At 31.2% G+C, this 22,102-nt stretch carries 20 protein-coding genes; all 20 read right to left on the reverse strand.

What is annotated here, in order from left to right; genetic code table 11:
• The 20 genes from AB8B90_RS08750 to AB8B90_RS08845 all read right to left on the reverse strand — a co-directional run bounded on the left by AB8B90_RS08750 (position 1) and on the right by AB8B90_RS08845 (position 22,102).
• The gene (locus AB8B90_RS08750; RefSeq protein WP_405335761.1) at positions 1-834 is read right to left on the reverse strand and encodes an FkbM family methyltransferase; all 834 of its coding nucleotides are present in this window, start codon (positions 832-834) and stop codon (positions 1-3) included.
• A 63-nt stretch (positions 835-897) separates the two neighbouring features.
• On the reverse strand, positions 898-1,620 hold the full coding sequence (locus AB8B90_RS08755) for a sulfotransferase family protein (protein ID WP_405335764.1): 723 nt from the start codon (positions 1,618-1,620) through the stop codon (positions 898-900).
• A gap of 33 nt (positions 1,621-1,653) precedes the next feature.
• Positions 1,654-2,388 (reverse strand): class I SAM-dependent methyltransferase, encoded by a 735-nt coding sequence (locus tag AB8B90_RS08760; protein ID WP_405335767.1) that lies wholly within the window; start codon positions 2,386-2,388, stop codon positions 1,654-1,656.
• Positions 2,389-2,485: 97 nt separating this feature from the next.
• A complete protein-coding gene (locus AB8B90_RS08765; protein WP_405335769.1) occupies positions 2,486-3,535 on the reverse strand; it encodes an exostosin family protein in 1,050 nt (349 codons plus the stop codon).
• Between the two features lie 45 nt (positions 3,536-3,580).
• On the reverse strand, positions 3,581-4,762 hold the full coding sequence (locus AB8B90_RS08770) for a glycosyltransferase family 4 protein (protein ID WP_405335772.1): 1,182 nt from the start codon (positions 4,760-4,762) through the stop codon (positions 3,581-3,583).
• On the reverse strand, positions 4,759-5,940 hold the full coding sequence (locus AB8B90_RS08775; protein ID WP_405335775.1) for a glycosyltransferase family 4 protein: 1,182 nt from the start codon (positions 5,938-5,940) through the stop codon (positions 4,759-4,761). The genes AB8B90_RS08770 and AB8B90_RS08775 overlap by 4 nt, the downstream gene beginning before the upstream one ends.
• Positions 5,941-6,015: 75 nt before the next feature.
• Positions 6,016-6,891: a polysaccharide pyruvyl transferase family protein gene (locus AB8B90_RS08780; protein WP_405335778.1), complete on the reverse strand. Its 876-nt coding sequence runs from the start codon at positions 6,889-6,891 to the stop codon at positions 6,016-6,018.
• 103 nt (positions 6,892-6,994) lie between these two features.
• The gene (locus AB8B90_RS08785; RefSeq protein ID WP_405335781.1) at positions 6,995-7,768 is read right to left on the reverse strand and encodes a glycosyltransferase family 2 protein; all 774 of its coding nucleotides are present in this window, start codon (positions 7,766-7,768) and stop codon (positions 6,995-6,997) included.
• Between the two features lie 3 nt (positions 7,769-7,771).
• Positions 7,772-8,647: a sulfotransferase domain-containing protein gene (locus tag AB8B90_RS08790; protein WP_405335784.1), complete on the reverse strand. Its 876-nt coding sequence runs from the start codon at positions 8,645-8,647 to the stop codon at positions 7,772-7,774.
• Entirely contained in the window at positions 8,647-9,567 is a 921-nt protein-coding gene (locus AB8B90_RS08795) for a glycosyltransferase family 2 protein (RefSeq protein ID WP_405335787.1), read from the reverse strand. The genes AB8B90_RS08790 and AB8B90_RS08795 overlap by 1 nt, the downstream gene beginning before the upstream one ends.
• Entirely contained in the window at positions 9,560-10,693 is a 1,134-nt protein-coding gene (locus AB8B90_RS08800) for a glycosyltransferase (RefSeq protein ID WP_405335790.1), read from the reverse strand. The genes AB8B90_RS08795 and AB8B90_RS08800 overlap by 8 nt, the downstream gene beginning before the upstream one ends.
• A complete protein-coding gene (gene asnB, locus AB8B90_RS08805; RefSeq protein WP_405335793.1) occupies positions 10,669-12,525 on the reverse strand; it encodes an asparagine synthase (glutamine-hydrolyzing) in 1,857 nt (618 codons plus the stop codon). Before asnB (AB8B90_RS08805) ends, AB8B90_RS08800 begins: the two co-directional genes overlap by 25 nt.
• A gap of 3 nt (positions 12,526-12,528) precedes the next feature.
• A complete protein-coding gene (locus AB8B90_RS08810) occupies positions 12,529-13,911 on the reverse strand; it encodes an asparagine synthase-related protein (protein WP_405335796.1) in 1,383 nt (460 codons plus the stop codon).
• A gap of 75 nt (positions 13,912-13,986) precedes the next feature.
• Complete coding sequence (asnB, locus tag AB8B90_RS08815) at positions 13,987-15,834, reverse strand: asparagine synthase (glutamine-hydrolyzing) (RefSeq protein ID WP_405335799.1); 1,848 nt, start codon at positions 15,832-15,834, stop codon at positions 13,987-13,989.
• 5 nt (positions 15,835-15,839) lie between these two features.
• Entirely contained in the window at positions 15,840-16,769 is a 930-nt protein-coding gene (locus AB8B90_RS08820; protein WP_405335802.1) for a glycosyltransferase family 2 protein, read from the reverse strand.
• A complete protein-coding gene (locus AB8B90_RS08825) occupies positions 16,770-17,597 on the reverse strand; it encodes a polysaccharide pyruvyl transferase family protein (RefSeq protein WP_405335805.1) in 828 nt (275 codons plus the stop codon). It lies immediately after the preceding gene.
• 9 nt (positions 17,598-17,606) lie between these two features.
• Positions 17,607-18,875: an ABC transporter ATP-binding protein gene (locus AB8B90_RS08830; protein ID WP_405335808.1), complete on the reverse strand. Its 1,269-nt coding sequence runs from the start codon at positions 18,873-18,875 to the stop codon at positions 17,607-17,609.
• A 5-nt stretch (positions 18,876-18,880) separates the two neighbouring features.
• Positions 18,881-19,750 (reverse strand): ABC transporter permease, encoded by an 870-nt coding sequence (locus AB8B90_RS08835; RefSeq protein ID WP_405335845.1) that lies wholly within the window; start codon positions 19,748-19,750, stop codon positions 18,881-18,883.
• Between the two features lie 82 nt (positions 19,751-19,832).
• Positions 19,833-20,810, reverse strand: coding sequence for an SDR family oxidoreductase (locus tag AB8B90_RS08840; protein ID WP_405335811.1), 978 nt, complete (start codon positions 20,808-20,810; stop codon positions 19,833-19,835).
• Positions 20,810-22,102 (reverse strand): nucleotide sugar dehydrogenase, encoded by a 1,293-nt coding sequence (locus tag AB8B90_RS08845; RefSeq protein WP_405335814.1) that lies wholly within the window; start codon positions 22,100-22,102, stop codon positions 20,810-20,812. Before AB8B90_RS08845 ends, AB8B90_RS08840 begins: the two co-directional genes overlap by 1 nt.

Genomic DNA, 22,102 nt, shown 5'->3' on the forward strand with positions numbered 1-22,102 from the left:
TCAAATTGATTTTGGAAGCGGACTATTCTGCGCTACACCTTTTAAATAATCTGGATAAGGATGGTGTTCTGGCAACAACAGTAAATGACACTTTCCTCTTGTTGCTATAGGAGCTCCAGACGTTATTGAGTTTCCTGTTTTAAGATACCAAGCTTTATAATTATTTTGAATACACCAGTCAACCATTGAATCACCAGCTGCTTCCATTCCTAAATTTTCTACATCATGCATTTCTATAAAAAAAGCACACTGTGCTTCTTTTGCAAGCTTAGTAGCAGATTTCATAACTAAAGTTTCGGCACCTTCAACATCTATTTTAATTAAACCCGGCTTTATTCCGTAAAGTGTATAAAGGTAATCTAAAGTTACTGTTTTAACTTCCATATAAGAGTTTATAGCTGCAGCAGTCTCAGCATGTGAAGCGTGCATACTGCCGGCTGCACCAGAACCTACAGTGTAAAACTTAATTGTATCATCTATAGTATCACCTACAAATGCAGTGATATATTGCGCTCTACTCCCTAGGCCGTTATTTATAATATTCATAGCTGCTTTTTGTAAAGCAGTTGGATTGGGATCTACTAAAACCATTTGTTTGTTAGGATCTTGAATTAATGCTAATAAAGCAGTGTAACCTATATTACAACCAACGTCAAAAATAACATCGTGATGTTTGGCTAAGTAAAACCACCAAGCATCATCTTGATCTGGATTTTTACGTGTGGTATTCTTTATAAGACTTAAAGGACTTCCACACAACGAAGTGTTTGTAAACTTAATCTCTTTATTTTTAAAGAGATATAACAATCCTTTTATAGTTTTTTTCAAGTTCATTTTTAAAAGTCTTAATATAATTTTGTTCTGTACTCTATATAATTCATAAATATCATACAATTACTATTTCACAGCATTTCTGATTTTATCTAATTGATCTTTACTAAGTTTATTTTTCCATTTATCTAACGATTCAATTTTAAAAGTTTCAGGAGTATACGTATTTGGAATATCTAAAAATCCAGAAATCTCTTCAAGAAATTTATCAGGATTAGTTAAGAAATCATCATATTTCAGCACAAAAATCTGTTCAGGATATTTCTCTTTTAACCTAAAAATTTCATCGCAATGTGATTTCCAACGTAAAGCACATTTCTCTTCAATGTTATATGTATCAAATTCATTTACGTTTTGCTTATTAATCCCTAAAAATCTATTGCTCTTATTTTGAGGTAATCTATTGTACCATGTTCTAACACCTTTATGTTCTAACATGCTACTAACAGTTGGTTCAAGGTCACGATAAACAAAAATGAATTTTGAGTCTTTATAAGTTTTAAACAAGAAATCTACCAACCATAAAGAAGGATGTGATTTTTCGAGTATGTGATTATCTGAGTTTTTAAAAATTTTAGTAAGCCTGTACTTCAATAAAGTTTTAAAGAGAAATGTTTTAAGTGGAAAAGCAATATCTTGGGTAGTCGCTATTCGAGTAACTAAACCAAATGTTTCAGGCGCTTCAATTCTAGGTGTAATATCTGGATGACTAGAAATTGATCTACCAACAAGGTGTGTACCAGATCGTCCTGTTCCAGAAATAAAAATTAATTTTTTTTTGTTAACCATAAATCAATACTATCAATTAATTTTCAAAAATACTTATTTATGAACTATCGCAACTAGATGAGCTGTTTTATTTGGTGATTTTGAAACACCTTTAGATTGGATTTTATTAATAAAATTACCGAGTAAAGTTCTAAAGATTAGTAAAGGTTGTTTCAATTTAAAACTTCTTAAACCCCAAACACGATACTTTCCAGTTCTAACTGCATAATGCACATCGACCTTTTCAAAATACTTTTCTAAGAGATCATGTAACTCTTGTCGTTTGTAGTGTCTTATATGATCTGGATTTTTATTTGGTCCTTCATTTTTAATAAAATCTCCATTAGGTGTTGTAAAATAAGCCCAACCTCCTTTTTTTATGACTCTAGAAATGTTTTTAACAAACAAATCATCTTCGGGCACGTGCTCAATAACTTCAACACAAACAACAGCATCATATGAACCATCAGCTAGTGTAGACTTGGTCATATCTTCGATAATAACATCTGTAATATTAGATCTTTGTTTTTTTACATTTTCTAAAAGCGTATTAGTGAACCCTAGGTTGAGTTTTTCTTTATCACCACTTTCTTGAGGAACATCTAACAAAGTGATATCAGCCGGAAGATTTATTGTATAAGGTGACTTACGACCTCCAACATCTAATACACTTACTCTATTGCTTTTAGAACTACCTTTTAAAAGGTTTTTTATGTCTTTTCTTACTCTAACTAAATGAGTTGTCATAATAGGAAAAGTTAACCAGCGCATGAATTCGTAATTTGTCATAAAAGGTTTTCTGCTATACAATTGTTAACTATGCAATAATAAGATATAATATACTAAAGCGCATAATATTTGGTGAAATATGTAAGCTAATATTGTATTATTCTTTGATTGTCTTTTTTCTTATATATTGAAAAACGCAAGATACCGAAAGTGAGTTTTTCCAAAGTGATCGATTAGAATGTTGCAGCTGCTTAAATTCTTCTTCACTCATACTATTGTGGAACTCAGAAACTATTCGTGCAATTTCATGCCTTTTTTTCCACGGAATAAAAACCATGTGTTTTTCCCAATCTATTTGATCAACAAAAGGAAGCAAACAGTTTGTATCAATAAATATTGGAATTCGCCCCATCATTAAAGTTTCGTAAAATCTTACAGAAAAATTTCCAGATCCTCTAACACATAAGACATAGTCTGATTGTCGAATATTCTCATAGTATTCTTTGTTAGTCTGAATACGTATTTCTTTAGTGGTTGCTCCTGCTCTATATTTTTTTCTGTAGATAAAATTAGTTTTTACTTTAGATGAATTTTCTAAAGTTTTTAGTAATCTAAAACGCTCATAAGCTGAAGCAAATAGTGTTTCATAATCAATTCTAAACGGGTTCTGAAAAAAACGGAATACGTTCTTCTTTGCGAATACTAATTTATCTTTAAATCTCTTTTTAAAAGACATACTTGCATGTCCGCAAAAACCAATATTTGGCAATTCTTGTTTTTTTCTAGCTTCAAAATCAATATCCTTATATAAGTTTTCAAAAATATCTGATAATGCAACAGGCAAACCAATATTATTTTCGGGCAACTGTTGAGTAAAACCACCTACCCTAAAATAAACAATGGAATCAAAATTTGGAAAGAGACATCCATAATCTCCAGTGATATAACCATAACCCTTAATATTATGTTTTTTACATAATTCATTTATACTTTTAAGAGCTTTAATACTATAATTATTTATAGGATCTGGAATAAATAACACTTGAGCCTTATTAATATCATCGACATAATTGTCTGTAACATTCCATTTAGTTTTTTGAGCTGAATTATTTCCCCAAGACGTTTCTAAAAAAAACGGACGCGTGGCAATAAAAAGTTGTCGCTTGTCTGCTAAATTAAAATTAATACTAGGAATATAAATATTCATTATTATCACTTATTCTCTTTGGTTGATATTTTTATGAGACTTATTTTATTCTGAATAAAATTCGACAAAATCGTTTTGTTGCTTCAATATATGAAACTCATTTTTAACACGACTAATCGCTTTTTCTCTTATTTTATTCTGATCATCTAAAGACATCTCAATTACGGTCTTAATAGTATCTTTTAATGCTCTCGGATTTCTTTTTGGCACAACCCAACCTGTTCTATTGTGTAAAACATTCTCAGATAAACCTTCTGCATTTGAGACCACACACATTAATCCCATAGCTTGTGCTTCAAGAACAGCATTACAAAACCCTTCTTGAATACTGTATTGCAAATAGATTTGAGATTGCTGTAATTGCTTTTTCACTTCATTATGAGGTAATTTACCCTTAAACGTAACTTCATCTATTAGATCTAGTTGATGCACTGCAAATTTCAATCTTTCCAGCTCAATCCCTTCTCCAACAATAGTATAATGAAATTTCACACCTTCCTGTTTGAGGTAATATAATGCTTCTAATGTATATTCTATTCCCTTTTTCCAGTGTAATCTGGCAACTGTTAAAATATTTACAATCTCACTTTTATTAGTGTTGCGATTATAGTCAAAATAATGAACATCTATGGCAGGTGTAATAACTTTTATTTTGCTTTCAAGTACTGAGTATGCTTTTAGATCTTCCTTCATTTCTTCAGATAGCACGTGATACTTTACTCGCTTTGAAAACAAATTAATATAACAATTGTTATGTTTCAATGGAGATAAGTATAAGTCAAAACCTCTAAAGCTTACTGCCATATTAGCTCCAATAGCTTCAGCTACATTCTCTCTATCTACTGCAAGCATTCCGAAGCCATAGTGCAACCAATCTAATTTTTGTGAAAGCAAAAACTGATTGGCCAATACTCGCTTTAATCGAGTTTTAAATGGAAGACCGTCTTTTTTATCTAAAACATACAATCGATAGCTTTCTTTAGGAGTCGCAAAACATGCTTTAATTAATACTCGAAATACATTTAAAAATTTCCCAAATGGATTTAAATTAAAATTTGGAGCTACAATAACATCACAAAGAAATCTTGTTTGCTGCGATTGATTTTCGTTGACGAATAACACAACTTTAAAGCCATTTTCTTGGAGACCTTTTATCTTATTTCTAAAAAAAGTCTCTGAATAACCTGGCACATTAGATAAAACTAATCCTATATGTTTGTTCTTCATACCCTTTCTTCATTTAGCACTTTACCATAAAGATTAAGCATATTACTAACCATTTGAGCTTCGGTGTGCTGTTCTTCTATTTTTCTTTGAGCTTTATCAAGAATTGATTCTCTTTCCGCATTTGATATTTTTTCGATTTTAATGAGTTGCTCGGCCATAGCTTTCGCATCACGAATTGGACACACAAAACCATTAATCTTGTCTTGAACAACCTCTTCCATACCACCACAATTGGTCGTAAGCACAATGGTTCTAGATGCCATAGCTTCCAAAACAACATTGGCTATACCTTCTTCAACACTGGGTAATAACAATACACTAGCAGATTGAATTTTTTGTTTTACCTCATCTATTGGCATTGATTTTAATAAAACCACGTCATCTTCTAAATCTAAATCTTTGATTTGATACATTACCTCCAAATAATCTTTGGCACCAACAATTGTGTAGGCAAATGAGACATTACGTTCTTTCAATATTTTACATGCATCAAGAGCGTAGTGATATCCTTTTTTCCAGTGTGATCTTCCTACAGAAACAATGTTAAAATTAGGGTTTTCAGGATTTGATGAACTTTTAAATGCCTTTAAATCTAATCCGCTATAAACGACATCAATTTTATTAGGTGGTGCACCATATTTTTCAGCTTCTTTTGATATCGCCTTTGAAACTGCATGAAATCTATCCACTTTAGGAAAATACGTTTTGTACGAATCAGCCAGAGTAGCATTAGCTATTGGCGAATAATTGATGTGAGCACCTCTCAAACTCAACACCAGTTTAATATTAAAATCCTGAACCCATGACCAATACTCTAAGCTTTTTGCCCACTGTACATGAAACACATCAGGTTGATGCCACAATACAGGATAACATTTCACTTTATCCAAAAGTGTGTTTTGTGATTTAGAATTGAGAATATTATCTAGTTTTCTCTTATCCTTAGACTTAAAACATAGTAGTAGCAAAGTATATTTGAGTAAATAAAAAGCTTTGTACGACTTTGTGTTTTTATAAGCATATAACTTAATAGAAGAATTATAATTTACTTTTTTATTGAGTAAACCAAAAAGATATATCTGACATTCATTTTTAGACAAGCCTAAAATAAGACGTTCAACAAATGTTGTACTAGGAATACTTCCAGAATAAATAGCTATTTTATGTATTTTCTTCAATTATTACTTTTACTAATAAGACCTTAAAAATTCTGTTGAATATTTAGCGAAGTTTATACTTGGGAATAAATTTAATCATAAACTTGCTAGAACATTTTTATAAATCTCTAACATATTGTTTTGTTTGTTTTTTATGTAAGCATCGGTAAATCTGGATTTACATTGACCGATAATATCATTCGCTGAATGATTATTGTAAGTAATCAATTCATGTTCAGAATCCATTCCTAAATAATAATCTTGAAATTTATGATTACCACCTATCAATTTGTCACCAAAACGAAGATGTATATTTGGGATTCTAAACGCATCAGCGAAAATAAGTCCGTGTAATGACGAAGATGCAATATATTCACACTCTTGCATCTCTTTCGCTACCATATTTGCTGGTTGCCTTGCACTAATAATTTTAACTTTTCCATTAAAATTTAACTGCTTGGCATATTCATAATCTACACAATGAGGTAAAATTCCTAAAGTATATTTTTTTAGATTATGTTTTGGGAATATTACAGAAGCAAGAATGCCAGGATCACCAAAAACACAATCACCAGTATAATCACACTGCGCTTTACTTAAAGGTCCACGAATAATTTTTACGTTCCAATTGTTATTAGATCTGTCGAAACGCTCATGAATAAAACCACTACCCATAACATAAGACGAAAAATCTTGATGATACATTTGTAAAATAGATCCAGTCAATGACATTTGACTTTTTTTATAATCATCAACATATAAAAGTTTATACCCTAAAAACTTTAACAAGTCTGCACTAAAAAGATCTCCAAAATTATTAACCCGAGCAAAGTGTGATTCTATAAATGGAATCCTAAATAGCTTATAATAAAGTTTTAAGATTTTATCACCAGTGATTAAAAGGGTATTACGTAGCTTTCGATAAGCAATTCTTATAAAATTAATTCCGCGTAATTGTTGGCGTAAGCCCATAAAAATGTGTAAGTGCAGTGAAGCTTTAATGAAGAGTAAAAATAGTATTTTTATTTTAAAAAACTCTCAAAAAACAAGAAACACTTAATAGTACGGATATTTACTATTCAAGTTTCTTTTTGTTTTTGTAAGTGAATAATTTCCTCTTGTTTGGCTGGTATAAAATCCATTCTAGATGTTGTCTCAAAGCTCTTGCAAATCGCCAAATTTTACGTTTAAATCCTAAACGTTTTTTAACAGTTTCGGTAACCATAACAGAACTAGATTCTACATTAGCTCCAAAATAATTTTTATCGGCAATACCAATTTTCGATTTGCTTTTTAAAACTCTAATCGCAAACTCTGTTTCACCATATGGCCCACTAGAATTTTCTAAAAAATAATTAAGTCTTTCAAAAAAAGCTGGTGTGCTTAAAAAAGGATTATCACTGTATTGAAATGTATTGATATTGAAGTTCCTGATTGAAAATTTCGGGATTCTTGATACATGATTAGTTAAAGGAATCAAGTGACTAAACACATAATTAGCTCGGAATCTAACCATATCTAATTGCTTCGAGTTTAACAATTCAAAGCTTTCTGGTAATACATTTAAAATTTCTGGCTTAATAATAAAGTCTTCTTGAACATATAATATATAATCACCTTTGCAAGCTTTAATACCTCGGTTTAAATTAGACGCTAATCCTTTATTTACAGGTGTAGTTACAAGCGTATCTATTGGTAAATCTTGAAGTTGGTCTAAATATTTCAATTGACTTCCATCATCACTTACAACAAGTTCAATTGGTATTGGAAACTCAATTTTTATAATTGCCTCAATACATATTGCTAGGGCTTCTGGTCTATTAAAATGTGTAATTAGAATACTTAACATAAATTAATTGCTTTGCCATTCTTTTACAAATTGTAAATTGAATTCACTAATAAGTTTTTTATTGTGCTCTTTATAATGCTCTTGAAGTAAAGTATAAGTTTTCGAAGATATTTTTGGCTTTTTAAAGAAGACATCCTTTACCTTTCTTTTTACCCAATTCGGCAAAAAAGGAGCTAAAACATGCTTAGTTTGTTTATAGTTTTTTGCTTTATTTTGTCTTTTATTTATTGCTGAATCTGTAATTTCAATATCTAAAAACTCACTCAAAGTTTTATTCATTTTAGGAAGATCAAATACCATATTAAAATTTAGAATAAGCATATTACTATTGTCAAAATAGTCTTGGAACCGTTTTATTTGTTCAAAATAATAACCTGACTCCAAAACCGTATTAGCATCTGCATATGCTAATCGTTGTTGATGCGAATTATTACGTACAAATGAATGATAATCTTCAGGAGAAATATCCATAAAGCTACCATTGTCTTGAATAGATTTCATTTCATTTTTAATGGTTTCATCAAATGATGTTTTAATGACACCTCTTGAATACCACATCCACCAATGAGAATAAGCTCTATCAATTGGATTCCTTAACATAAAAATAAGCTTAGACTCTGGATTATAGTCATATAAATCCTTAGGAATCCAAGAAAAAAACATGGTTCGATGTCTAGAATCTAAAAGATATTTTTGATTGGTATAAGCCTCAAAATATTTAGAATGATATTCTTGTACATCTCTTATTCGTTTTGGTAATTCAAAAAAGTAAGGCTCTTTTGGATTTGCGCCAATAACATCATCTTGTTGCGATAATACATCATGCAAAAAAGTAGTTCCAGATTTACAAGCTCCAGCTATAAACAAATTTGCTTTCATTAATTTTTTACTTTTTTAGTTAATCTTGAAATGAGTTTTTTATAAAACCTATTATCTGTCCAATTTAAAAAAGTTTGACCTATTGCTCTAAAATAAAAGCTAATTCCATAATGTTGTGAAAGTTCGATGAGTTTTTGTGTTCGTTTAGCATACAAATAATCTTGTCTTTTAATTAAAGATGGGAATTCATAAGCAAAAGATCGAATCAACTCATGAGCAGCCATAAATTGTTTTTCTTTATTTGAAGTTACTGAATCTCTGTTTTGGGTGCGATCAACTTTAACTAGAACGTTATGAACTCCATATATATTAGAAACTAATGAGAACCTCAGAATATAAGACCAGTCTATACTTATACTAGGATAATGCTGTGAAAAATACAAACCATTATCGACATGAATTTGCTTTCTAAACATCAAGCAAGTATTTACGACCTTAATTTGTTCTCTATAATTTAAAAGAAACATATCTTCTCCAGTAGGATATTGCTTCCCTCTATCTAAGATGCCAGGAAATCTGGACATGGTTTTAGTTCCGTCATAAAATTCTGCTATTCCAGAAACCATTCCTACGTCAGGTTGAGTATTTAAAACTTTAACTTGTATTTCTAGTCGATCAGGATAATAAAAATCATCTTGTTCAGCGATTGCAATAAGTGCTCCGTTAGCAGCAGCAACCAATCGGTTCATTGTTGAACCCAAACCTCTATTTCTATTATTTTTAAGTAAAGTGAATTTTTTGAATTTGCTTGTATATTTTTTTAGAATGTCTTCAGAATTATCAGAAGTACCGTCAATGCAAGCAATCACTTCAAAATCTTGAAAACTCTGGTTTACTAGACTTTCTAAAGTAGCTGCAAGTGTTTTACCTCCATTATAAACTGGAATAATAACACTAACAATAAAACTGTTATTATGCATATAATTTAGTGTATAATTGTTCGCAACGCTTTACTTCCAGTTCTATTGGATAATTATTCAAAACATGATTTCTAAAATCCATACCTCTACTTTGATGATGTGTAGTCGGCAATTCAAAATTAGTGGATAAAGCTTTTATCCACGCCTCTATATTGCCTGCTTCTACTAGGTGATCTTGAAAATCTGCTAACTGGTCATTAATACCAGAAATATTTGATGCTAAAACGTTTTTACCAGATGACATCGCTTCTAAAAGCGATACTGGAGATCCTTCTTTACGTCCCTGATTAAGTGTTGGTAACACTACAATTTCTGCAATACTCAAATAACCTGGGATATTCTTTTGAATTCCACAAAACGCAACTGAATCTTGAAGGTTTAATTTTGTTTTTAAAGCAACCATCTCTTGTCCGTAATCATTTTCGTAATCGCCAACTAATAATAATTTCCACTTAGGGTATAATTTAATCGCATGACTAAATGCTTTAAGTAATATTTCAATTCCCTTAACAGGAACCAAATTTGCAACACACATTAACACATGATTATTTGATGAAATATTCCACTCTTTTTTAATGGCTTCATTTACATCTTGGGGCTTAAACATATTGGTATCAACACCTCTTGGAATCAAAGCTGTTTTGTTGCTATTCGGAAAAAACTGTCGTATCATATCTGTATTTTGGACAGCAATTCCACTAGCAAGCTTCACTCTGAGGCTCCATGAATTTTTTGACGATCCACCCCAACTCATATTCTTTTTTGTAAACACCCATTTAATGCCAGCAACTTTTGCAGCTAAAGCTTCAGAGTAATCTGCTGAATAATGAAAACTATGTATGATATCTGGTTGGATTTTTTTGAATTGCCTACTTATCTTAAAACAACGAATTATGCCTTTTATATAAGGTTTCATTGGTGTAGTATATTGTAAAATATGAATTGGAATACCGCTATTCTTAACAACTTCGAAAAATGCACCTCGATTATGAAAGCAAGCAATATGAACTTCAAATTGATCTGGATTTAATCGTTTAGCGACATGCAAAAGTGCTTTCCCACTTCCTGCCGAATCAAAATTAGGAATGGTATATAATATTTTTATTCGTTTTGTTGCTTGTGCCATTTTGCTAAGGAATATAGGGTAAACAACACCCACTTATAATCTTTTTCTCCGTTTTGATGCATATTCCATATACGTCTTAACTCGGTTTCTGAAAGTTGAAAGGTATCGATAAAATCCTTATCAAGCAAGGACTCTTGAACAGGTAATTTAAGGTCTTTTTTTAGCCAATCGGTTAAAGGAATTGAAAATCCTTTCTTTTCGTGACTTATAGGTGTTCCTGGGATTAATTTCCCTAATAAACGCTTTAATATTAGTTTTTTTTCTTTCTTTTTAAACGCTAGTTTTGGGTGAATTTTTAATGCTGCTTCAATAAAGGACTTCTTCAAAAAAGGTACTCTTACTTCAACTGAATTTGCCATACTCATACGATCAACTTTGATCAGCGTTTTCTGCATCATATCATAGTATTCTGCTTTTCGCATAGCATGCAACAATTCAGTTTCACTCAAATCATTCTTGTAACTGTAATGAGGCAAATCAATATTATCAACCGATTTTAAGTTTGGAAATAATGCTTCAATATCTGTATCATTACTTCTAGAATGTAAACCTTGATGTGCTTTAGCTAAACTATCTTGCAACAAGACTTCATTTATATGCTTTTTATTAAATAAAAGTTTATCAATTCCGTAGGCGATATATCGCAAAGGCTTAGGAAGTTTGAACCATTTTCTATTCTTACTCACCGATTCAAAACGCTGATAACCATAGAAAAGTTCATCTCCTCCATCACCAGATAACATTACTGTTCCTATCTTTTTGGCATGATGACATAGTAAATATGTTGGAATAAGAGAAAAATCAGCAAAGGGTTCTTTCAGATGCTTCATACTATCATCTAGAACCTGCAAAGCTGATTCAGCATTCATTTTATCTAAACGAAACTTACAGCCAATTTTTTCAGCATATGCAGTTGCAACTTGAGACTCATCATGTTTATTACTATCGCTGCCAATAGAATACGATTGAATTTCTGGGTCATTTTGTTTAGCCAGATAAGTAATTAAAGGAGAATCTATTCCGCCAGAAAGAAATGTACCAAGTTTGACATCTGAAACCATTTGTGCATTTACAGAAGCAGAGAGCTCCTCTTTAATATAATCAACAGCTTTAGTTTGATCTTCAATTAAACTTGAAGTATTTAAATCAGGAAATTCCCAATATATATTTTTATGAATTGAGCCATCCGTATGAATACTAACATGTTCACCTGGCCTGAGTTGAAATGTTTTTTTTATAATACCATATGGCGCTGGCATGTAGTGTCGTTTTAGATACATGCGTAATACAGAATTATCGATTCCATTATGCTTATTTAGATCGTGCTTACTTACTTGATCATAACGACTGCCAAATACCACATCACCTTCATCAAAACTATAGAATAAAGGTTTTATACCAGCAAAATCTCTGACCATATCTAACTTATTCTCTTTGGTATCGAAAACAGCAAATGCAAACATACCATCCAACATTTTTAAAGTTTTATCTAAACCATAATGTGCTATTGAATTTACTAATACTTCGGAATCTGTTTCAGTTTTAAATGGAATACTTTGCTTTAATAAATCAGATTTTAGCGCTTGGAAATTATATATTTCACCATTAAAAACGATAACATATCTTGAATCAAAAGACGTCATCGGTTGATTTCCTCTCTCTGATAAATCAAGAATCGACAATCTTCTAAAACCTAATTGGCAATTACTGTCATTGCTCCAATAACCAGACATATCTGGACCTCTAAAGCTATTTAAATCATTTCGTGTTAGGAATAAATCCTTTGATGATAATTGATTCTTTTTAAAAAACTCTCCGTAAATACCACACATATATTACAGATTATTTTGTTGATTAAATAATGCCAATGTTAGCAACATACTTAATGGATGTGCATAAATTATAGCATTATCATTTTGAAACTGATTGTATACAAAAGAAGTGACTTCTTTAGGAATGAACGCATTAAAGCTTTCAGAAAAAAGATAAGATTTTAAAGTTGCATCATTCTTTTTTCCTAAAAATTGTAGCTCCCAATTACGTTGAATATAAGGTTTACCCATCATATTAGAAAACTCCCTTGACACCTTATTTCCAATCTTATACGGAAGATTATAGGGTGATTTATTATACTGATAATTTAATAAATTAAATGGTTTATTAGCGTGCCAAGTTATGCTCGCTAGTTCTTTATGTTGTTTAATATGTGCTATTTGCAATTGTCTATCTGCTAAATACTGCTCAGAAACTGAGCAAATAAATTCACACATACGATTGTCATAATATGGCAAAGTTATAGGCTTTGCAGCTTCAAATATACTAAGGTTAGTGGTTGTCCAGCGATGCGCCCATTGTGATGTTTTAAAAGCACGTACTTTGGCACTTACGTTATCAATTTCAATTTTAGACACAGCATCTTCAATACGAGTTCTTAAATAACTTTTAAAATCTCCTTCCAAATCCCAAGCTTGCCAAAGTTTTTCAGCAAGTTCAAAACCTTTCTCCTTTACCATTTTTTTCATTAGGTAAGGCACTATTGTAGCTTCAGTAATACTATCAGGAGCACCTTTATCAAAGAATACATCTCCCCAATGACCAAGAGACATCACCCCTTTCATTTTAGATAAAGGTTCAAAAACTGCCATTTGCCTAGCATGTGTAAATTCAGAATAACACTTATTGATTTTTGCTAAATCCTCAATAACTTCCCATAAATACCCATCTTTAATAGTATACGAATGAAAGTCAAAACCACAAGTATTCGCAATCTTTTTACTTATCTTATGTTCTGGATAGCCGTTTTTAAAAGAATAACTGTATGCAGTTACGGGATTATTGAGTTTGGACAACACTAAAGCCTGACTTCTACTATCTAATCCGCCAGAAAGTGGCAAAACTACAGGATGGTTTTTTATTTGTTCTTTAGTAATTTCTGTTAATAAAGCCACATATTCTTCAAGAACTTGATCAAAGGTTATTTCTCTAGGACTGTAATGCCATTTAAACCAAGACTTACTACTTAACAATTGACCATTATCATCAAAAATATGATTAGAGCCAGGAGCCAAACATGTTTGATCTTCCCAATAGGTATCCTGATCGAGAAAAAAGCCATTTGCGACAAATACACAAATAGCTTTGTAATTGATTTTGTGTGGCTTATCTAACCTAGCAAAGGTTTGCTTATTTGGTAATATTGGTGTGGTTAAGGTGGTCATATAAATATTACAAGCAAGATAAAAAATGAAACCTACTTGACCTAAATAAATAATTGTTAATTGACAAATTGAAACTTAGTGGTTTAAATGTTTCACAGCCCATTTTTGCCAAGCATAAATATGCCAAACAGCCCAAGCCGAAAATGGTGTCTTTGATTTATAGTAATTAGTTATTCCAAATTTTATGTAATCTGTATTTAAGAATTCTTCTCCATAAAAAGGTATTTCAAAAATGTGATGCATTACATCATCTTTTAATTCGTTCCTTAGCCAATTATCCAAAGGCACTGTGAATCCCATTTTATTCTTATTTATAAGTGCATTAGGAATAAAATATTTCAAACAATCTTTTAATACTTTTTTGTAGGTTTTATGCTTCAAAAAATCAGATTCTAATTGCCATGAAAAATCAATGCTTTCTTTATCTAAAAAAGGCACACGAACCTCAAGACTATTAGCCATACTTGAACGATCTACTTTTACTAACACTCTTTGTAAATGCGCGTAGAATTCATTGTAACGTAAGGCTTCTAAAAGCGATTTTTTAGAGTTTAAATTTTCCAAATTATAAAGCTTAGAAAGCTCTTCAGAAAATGATGTATTTGGTATGACTTTATTTAGAATATCTGGAAAAATCTGAAGGTTTTTTGCAATTTGCCATTCGGAAATTGTTTTGTAATAATATGGCGCTGGAGTACTACTAATATTGTATTTGTTTAAAAATGAGACAATTGGCCTTCTAAGTTTAAACGGAATTTTAAACCATGCTTTATTATCGGTTATGTGTTTAAATCTTGGATAACCATAAAACAACTCATCTCCTCCATCACCAGACAGCATCACTTTATGATTTTTTACTGCATGTTTAGAAAGCAAATACGTTGGTAACGAAGAATAATCTCCAAAAGGTTCAGGACACTTATCAAAATAGTCATCCATGAGTTCTAAAAGATCAGAAGTTTTTGCATCAATAACTTTTTGTTTAACAGATAGAACTTCAGCATATTCGTTGGCAATATCACTTTCATTCATATGCTTATCTGCAACCTTTAAGGTAAATGCTTCAATGTCGTCTTTATTGTTTTTAGCATGAGCAACTATTAACGGACTATCAATTCCTCCACTTAAAAAACTGGCAATTGGCACATCACTTAACAGTTGTCTTTTAATAATTCGGTCTAAAAGTTTGTTATATTGCTTAGGAGTCTCGTCATTTTCTTTAGTTTGTTGTTTAGGAGATTTTGGAAATGACACTAGTTGCTTTTTAACCGAACTCCCATTTCTAAAAACGATCAATTCACCAGGATTTACTTGAAACAAAGATTCATAAATTGTATTTGGAGCTTGCATATAGCCAAACCCGAAATACTCTTTCATAATTTCTGGTCGTAACTTCAAACCGTCTTTAAACCATGGATGCTTAAATAATTGATCGTACTGTGAAGCAAATACTATACCTTCATTTGACATTCCGTAAAAGTGAGGCTTTATCCCAGCGAAATCTCTTGTGAGATATAATTCATTTTGTTCACTATCTATAATTGCAATAGCAAACATTCCATTTAAAGATTTTATAGCTTCTTCTACACCAATTTTGTCTATCAAATGAATGAGTACTTCAGTATCTGAAGTAGACTGTAAATCTTTTAATTGGTATTGATCAATTAAGTTTAAGTAATTATAAATTTCGCCATTAAAAACTATTTGGTATCGACCAGAAGGACTTTGTTTTGGTTGATTCCCGTTAGGTGAAAGATCTAAAATCGCTAGACGATTAAATCCTAGTTGATAGTATTCTCCTCGCTTTACATCGGTAGCATCTGGCCCACGATGTTTAGACAATTCTAAAAGCTTAAAAAACGTTGGAGTTGGTGTTAGCTCCTTTTTTTCTGAATAACAAAACTCTCCTAAAAAACCACACATTTGCTTTAGTTTAATGAATTGATTTTTCGAAAATACCTCATTAATTTCAAACCAATCTTCGAATTAAGTCCTAAAATAATATTAATATTCATAAACTTAGTTTTTCCTCCTAAACCCTTTATATTATTTTTTATGTTATGGTAGTAAACCTTATTTTTATAACCCAGCTTTATAAAGGCAATAGCATTGGTAAATGCATAATAAATTAGTTTGCTTTTTAATAATTTATCTTCAAAAAAAACCGTACCCTCTATCAATTTAGTAATATGCATAAGAGATTCATTTCGATTAATCTCTAATGCAACTAAGTCTTTCTCTCTAGATAACTTTTGCTCATCATTAGATAAATCATAATAAATTAAAAAAGCATCAACATATATAATCTTATTGCAAATTACTGCGACATTTGTATCAAAAACATAATCCTCCCAACAACGTGTATCGACCCAACGAATATCTTTAATTTTCAACCTGTCCCATAAACAAGCTGCTGTTCCCCAAGGCCTACCATCTAAAAAAATATTAGGCAAAATTATGTTTGGTTTAATAGCATTATCACGCATTTCCTGAAGCTCATTCCCTTTATCATCCACGTAAAAACCATTAGCATAGGCCATTATACAATCAGGATTCTCTTTCAAAGCAGCAACCGTCTTCAATAAATAATCCTCATGCCAATAATCGTCTGCATCTAAAAAAACGATATAATCACCTTTCGCTTTTTGCATGCCAAAATTACGAGAATAACCTGGACCTTTATTTTCACTATTTCTGAAATAGGCAATAGGTTGATTAGAATTGAAATTTGGTTTAATTTTAGAGCAATCATCAATCAATAAAACTTCAAAATTAGTGTAAGCTTGATTAAATACAGATTCAAGTGCTCTATTTAATTTTTTTGGCCTATTGTAGTATGGAATGACTATTGAAACCATTTAATTAAGTTTCGTTTTGATGAAAGGACAAGTTTCTAAAAGTTCTTTTTGACGCAATGCCAACATATCCTTATTTGGCAATAATAAATCTGTTCTTAAATGAACAAATTTGAGTAATTCTTCTTCAGATTTTAAAGTGTCTGACATTTCAAATTCTCTATCATATTTTATTCCAACAGATTCAAAATAATCGTAAAACTTAGTATTGTCACCAGATAAGTTATTAGAAAATTTCATCCATAAAGTTTGAATTCCATAAGCATGTGGAACTATCAAACCATGTAATGATGAAGAGACAATGTTTTCGCATTCAAGAATGTCATATGTTGTCTTCTTTACATCATTTGTAATTAAATCTATAACTTTCACATTGTCTATACCTTCAAAAATTTTACATACAAGTTCAAAATCTACGTAATGAGGGATAATTCCTAATTTATATTTTTTTTGAACATCATTTATAATAAATTGAGGGAGTAAGAGTGCTGGATCTCCATACTTTTCTGGAACATTGTATCCTAAGTTTAATAATCTTTGTCTAGTTCTTGGTCCACGTACTAATAAAAACTTAGCATTTGGAACATTTTCATCTTTTTTGATAATACCACTTCCCCAAACAATAGAGTTTTTGGCAACTCTTTTTATGATACTTCCAATAGTAAAGTAATGCTTTTTTAGATAACGATACTTTTTACTTTTAAGAAGTTTAGCCTTAACAACTGTTTTTCCAGACAAATGGCCACATATGAATGGTGCTAATGCATCTCCATAGTTTTCTTTACCGTCTTTACTGTGTATGTCATGCCAAAATATATGAAGTTTAAACATGATTAATTATTATATCTTGATAATATCATGTGCTACTAAATACTTTCCACGAGAATTTACATTGAGTTTTCCAGTATTGAAAAAATCTCCACCCTCTACTCTAAAGCGAAATTCATTTTTTACCGTATCTAACATAGTTCCATTTTTTTCTTTCAAATTAATTGTCAAAGCATAATCACCAGGCAAAAAAGGAAATTTATTTATAGCTACTTTAATTTTATTATCACCTTCATTCAAATTTATGATGCTTTCAATAAGTTGATTACTCAAATACACAAGTCGCTCTCCATTAGAGCCATCAATACCAAGTTCAATAACAATATTGTTAATCGTTCTTTTAGATTTCACATCAATAACAAGGCTAAAATTATCTCCAGACTTTATGATATTCAATGCTTTTTCTTCATCGTTTTTTAGACCAATATCATTAATAAAAACAGCTTTTTCTTCTGAATTATTTTTTCTAGAGAATTTAGATGTAATCTCTCCAATGTTTAGATAGGTACTTATAGCCTCTTCTACTCCACAATCTTTAATAACCTGTCCATTCTCAAGAACAATACATCTAGAACATAAGTTTTGAACAGCAACCATATTGTGACTCACAAACAATATGGTTCTTCCTCCACCTTTACTTATATCCTGCATCTTGCCGATGGCTTTCTTTTGGAATTCGGCATCACCTACTGCCAAAACCTCATCTATAACTAATATATCTGGTTCTAAAAATGCAGCTACAGCAAATGCTAAACGAACTCTCATACCAGAGGAATAACGTTTAACTGGTGTGTCTATATATTTTTGGCAACCACTAAACTCGATAATTTCATTTTCTTTATTGCTAATTTCTGATTTTGTCATTCCCAGAATAGCTCCATTTAAATAAATATTTTCTCTTCCAGTAAGCTCTGGATGAAAACCAGTACCAACTTCTAGTAGCGAAGCGATACGTCCTTTAGTTTTTATTTGACCAGTAGTAGGGCTTGTAACTTTTGAAAATATTTTAAGTAAAGTTGATTTACCTGCTCCATTCTTCCCAATAATACCAAGAACTTCTCCCTTTTGAACTTCAAAATTTATATCTTTTAATGCCCAAACATATTGACTATCTGAGGTTTGGCTTCTGTCATTTACTGCGCCTACATTTAAAAAAGGATCTTCTTTACCACGAATACGATGCCACCAACGATTTAAATCATGACTAATTGTACCAGTACCTATGACACCTAAACGATACTGTTTACTTATATTTTCGATCTTAAGAATAATATTATTCATAATTACTATACAGTATCAATAAATGATTTTTCCGTTCTGTTAAATATAACTAAACCAATTAAAAACAAAATAACACTTACTATTAAAGTGTAGAAAAAGCCAAACCATGAAAAAGTACCTGTATCAAGTAACATATAGCGAAACCCTTCTATTATTTGTGTCAATGGATTATACTCAACAAGTAATGCGATTTTTTCAGGAAACTTAGCTTTTGCTTCAGATATAGGATAAGGCACAGCAGAAACATACATCAATAATTGCACAGCAAAGCCTACTAAGATATTTAAATCTCTGTATTTAGTAGTCATTGATGATATTATCATTCCTAAGCCTAAACCGATTAGTCCCATCATAATTACATATACTGGAAACAAAAACAATTTATTATTAAAACCTAAGTCAAACCCACTAGCATAATAATAAATAAAAAAGCCTAAAAAGATTATTAATTGAATTCCAAATTTCAACAAATTAGAAATTGTTATTGACAATGGCATAATGACTCTAGGGAAGTATACCTTCCCAAAAATATTTTTATTAGCAGTAAATGTGCTTGAGGTTTTGGTCAAACATTCTTTAAAATAATTCCAAGCTGTAATACCTGCAAGATTAAACAAGAATGGTGGGATTCCACCAGTAGATATGCTACCTAAATTATTGAAAACTAAGGTAAATACAACAGACGTAAATAATGGCTGTATGAGATACCATAAAGGACCTAGAATTGTTTGTTTATAAACAGTTACAATATCACGTTTAACAAATAATAGCAACAGATCTCTGTAACGCCATATTTCCTTGAAGTTAAGGTCTATAAGCTTTCTTTTAGAAGAAATAGTAAAGAGCCATTCATCCTTTTGGTCCGTATTCAAAATTTGTTGATTAGATAAAGTTTGGGCTAAGATAGTAAATGCTTAACGAGTATAAAATTATAAAAACTTATATTTTAATAGACTATTATTTAAAATAATCCCAAGTGATTTGAAGACCTTCCTTTACAGTAAATTGAGGCTTATAACCTAATAAATTCTCAGCCTTTGAAATGTTAGCCAAAGAATCTCTTACATCTCCTTGTCTAGTTGGCCCGTAGATAGCTTCAACGTTGGATTGTGCAGACTCTTTGAGTGAATTCCATAAATAATTTACACTAATTCGCTCACCACAAGCAACATTAAATACTTGATTTTTAGCAGCTTCAGAAGCAAAAAAGCCTCTAATATTTGCTTGAACAGCATTATCAACGAATGTAAAATCACGAGTCTGCTCGCCATCTCCATTTATTTTTGGAGAAGCTTCATCTTTTAATGCTTGCATAAACAAAGGAATTACAGCTGCATAAGCACCATCTGGACTTTGTTTAGGACCAAATACATTAAAATATCTCAAACCAATGACGTCTGTGTTATAAGTTTTACCAAACACATCCGCATATAATTCGTTTACATATTTTGTTACTGCATATGGAGACAAAGGTCTACCTATATTATCTTCAACTTTAGGAAGTTCAAGACTATCGCCATAAGTTGAACTTGATGCTGCATAAATCATTCGTTTTACAGTCGAAGACTCCTTTAAAGCAACCATCATATTTAGAAATCCAGAAATATTAACTGCATTAGTGGTAGCTGGATCATTTATGGATCGTGGCACAGAACCTAAAGCAGCTTGATGGGTTACATAATCAATCCCATTCATAGCATCTTTACAAGTTTGTAAATCTCTAATATCGCCTTCAAGTAATTCAAAAGCTGGGTTGTTATGAAACTCTAATAAATTTTCGCGATGACCATTTGAAAAATCGTCAAGCACACGTACTTTTTTTGCTCCGTATTTTAAAAGATACTCAACAATATTTGATCCAATAAAACCTCCACCACCTGTAACAAGGAATGACAACTGACTTAAATCTCCTGAATGATATTTATTTTCGTACATTATAATCTAGCGTCTACTGATTGTTTAGGTAATAATGATTTAACGTCAAAAATTACTCCTATATCTGATTTCATTTTTTGTAAATCTAACTCTAAAAATTCATTGTGTGATACAGCAAGTACAATTGCATCGTAATCTGATCGTAATTGTGATGCATTGTCTAATAAATCAAAATCATACTCATGTTTGACTTCATCTTTTGAAGCCCATGGATCGAATACATCAACGTTTGTATTGTAAGTCTCAAACTCTTCAATGATATCAATAACTCTTGAATTTCTAATATCTGGACAATTTTCTTTGAAGGTTATCCCTAAAACTAAGACATTTGAATCTTTAATTCTAGCTCCTTTTTTAATCATCATTTTTACGGTCTCCTGAGCAACATATGCTCCCATGCTATCATTCATTTTACGACCAGCAAGAATAATTTCAGGATTATAACCAGACTCAATAGCTTTTTGAGCTAAATAGTAGGGATCTACACCAATACAATGTCCTCCTACTAAACCTGGACTAAATTTAATAAAGTTCCATTTTGTTCCAGCAGCTTCAAGGACAGCTTTAGTATCGATATCTAATAATCTAAATATTTTAGATAATTCATTTACAAATGCAATATTAATGTCTCTTTGAGAATTCTCGATAACTTTTGCGGCCTCAGCAACTTTAATTGAAGGAGCGCAATGTGTTCCCGCAGTGATTATACTTTTATACAAGTTATCAACTGTTTTTGAAATTTCAGGCGTAGAACCTGAAGTAACTTTTAGAATTTTAGTGACTGTATGTTTTTTATCTCCTGGATTAATTCGCTCTGGTGAATATCCAGCATAAAAATCTGTATTATACTTAAGTCCAGACACTTTCTCAAGAATTGGAACACAGATGTCTTCTGTTGCACCAGGATACACAGTAGATTCATAAATAACAATATCATCTTTACTTAAAACTTTACCAACACTTTCACTGGCTTTAATCAATGGTGTAAAGACTGGTCTTTTTAACTCATCTGTTGGAGTTGGGACGGTTACGATATAGACGTTAGAATCAGCTGTATGGCTTGTATCATTGGTAATAAATAATCCTGTGTCTGAATTTGGATCTGAAGTCAAAACAGACTTTAAATGTTCATCTTCAACTTCTAAAGTTTTGTCTTCTCCACTTTTTAATTCACCTATACGCTTTTCATTGATATCAAAACCAATGACCATATATTTTTTAGCAAATTCGACTGCTAATGGAAGACCTACATAACCAAGGCCTAAAATTGTTATTTTATGTGTATTATTCAT

Source organism: Psychroserpens sp. (assembly GCF_045105015.1).
Lineage (GTDB): Bacteria > Bacteroidota > Bacteroidia > Flavobacteriales > Flavobacteriaceae > Psychroserpens.

Coding starts and splice junctions, on each gene's coding strand:
- AB8B90_RS08825 (WP_405335805.1), bottom strand. CDS start 17,597: ATGTTTAAACTTCATATATTTTGGCATGACATACACAGTAAAGACGGT.
- AB8B90_RS08770 (WP_405335772.1), bottom strand. CDS start 4,762: ATGAAGAACAAACATATAGGATTAGTTTTATCTAATGTGCCAGGTTAT.
- AB8B90_RS08785 (WP_405335781.1), bottom strand. CDS start 7,768: ATGTTAAGTATTCTAATTACACATTTTAATAGACCAGAAGCCCTAGCA.
- AB8B90_RS08750 (WP_405335761.1), bottom strand. CDS start 834: ATGAACTTGAAAAAAACTATAAAAGGATTGTTATATCTCTTTAAAAAT.
- asnB (WP_405335799.1), bottom strand. CDS start 15,834: ATGTGTGGTTTTTTAGGAGAGTTTTGTTATTCAGAAAAAAAGGAGCTA.
- asnB (WP_405335793.1), bottom strand. CDS start 12,525: ATGTGTGGTATTTACGGAGAGTTTTTTAAAAAGAATCAATTATCATCA.
- AB8B90_RS08820 (WP_405335802.1), bottom strand. CDS start 16,769: ATGGTTTCAATAGTCATTCCATACTACAATAGGCCAAAAAAATTAAAT.
- AB8B90_RS08795 (WP_405335787.1), bottom strand. CDS start 9,567: ATGCATAATAACAGTTTTATTGTTAGTGTTATTATTCCAGTTTATAAT.
- AB8B90_RS08830 (WP_405335808.1), bottom strand. CDS start 18,875: ATGAATAATATTATTCTTAAGATCGAAAATATAAGTAAACAGTATCGT.
- AB8B90_RS08845 (WP_405335814.1), bottom strand. CDS start 22,102: ATGAATAATACACATAAAATAACAATTTTAGGCCTTGGTTATGTAGGT.
- AB8B90_RS08780 (WP_405335778.1), bottom strand. CDS start 6,891: ATGGGCTTACGCCAACAATTACGCGGAATTAATTTTATAAGAATTGCT.
- AB8B90_RS08800 (WP_405335790.1), bottom strand. CDS start 10,693: ATGGCACAAGCAACAAAACGAATAAAAATATTATATACCATTCCTAAT.
- AB8B90_RS08810 (WP_405335796.1), bottom strand. CDS start 13,911: ATGACCACCTTAACCACACCAATATTACCAAATAAGCAAACCTTTGCT.
- AB8B90_RS08840 (WP_405335811.1), bottom strand. CDS start 20,810: ATGTACGAAAATAAATATCATTCAGGAGATTTAAGTCAGTTGTCATTC.
- AB8B90_RS08790 (WP_405335784.1), bottom strand. CDS start 8,647: ATGAAAGCAAATTTGTTTATAGCTGGAGCTTGTAAATCTGGAACTACT.
- AB8B90_RS08760 (WP_405335767.1), bottom strand. CDS start 2,388: ATGACAAATTACGAATTCATGCGCTGGTTAACTTTTCCTATTATGACA.
- AB8B90_RS08755 (WP_405335764.1), bottom strand. CDS start 1,620: ATGGTTAACAAAAAAAAATTAATTTTTATTTCTGGAACAGGACGATCT.
- AB8B90_RS08765 (WP_405335769.1), bottom strand. CDS start 3,535: ATGAATATTTATATTCCTAGTATTAATTTTAATTTAGCAGACAAGCGA.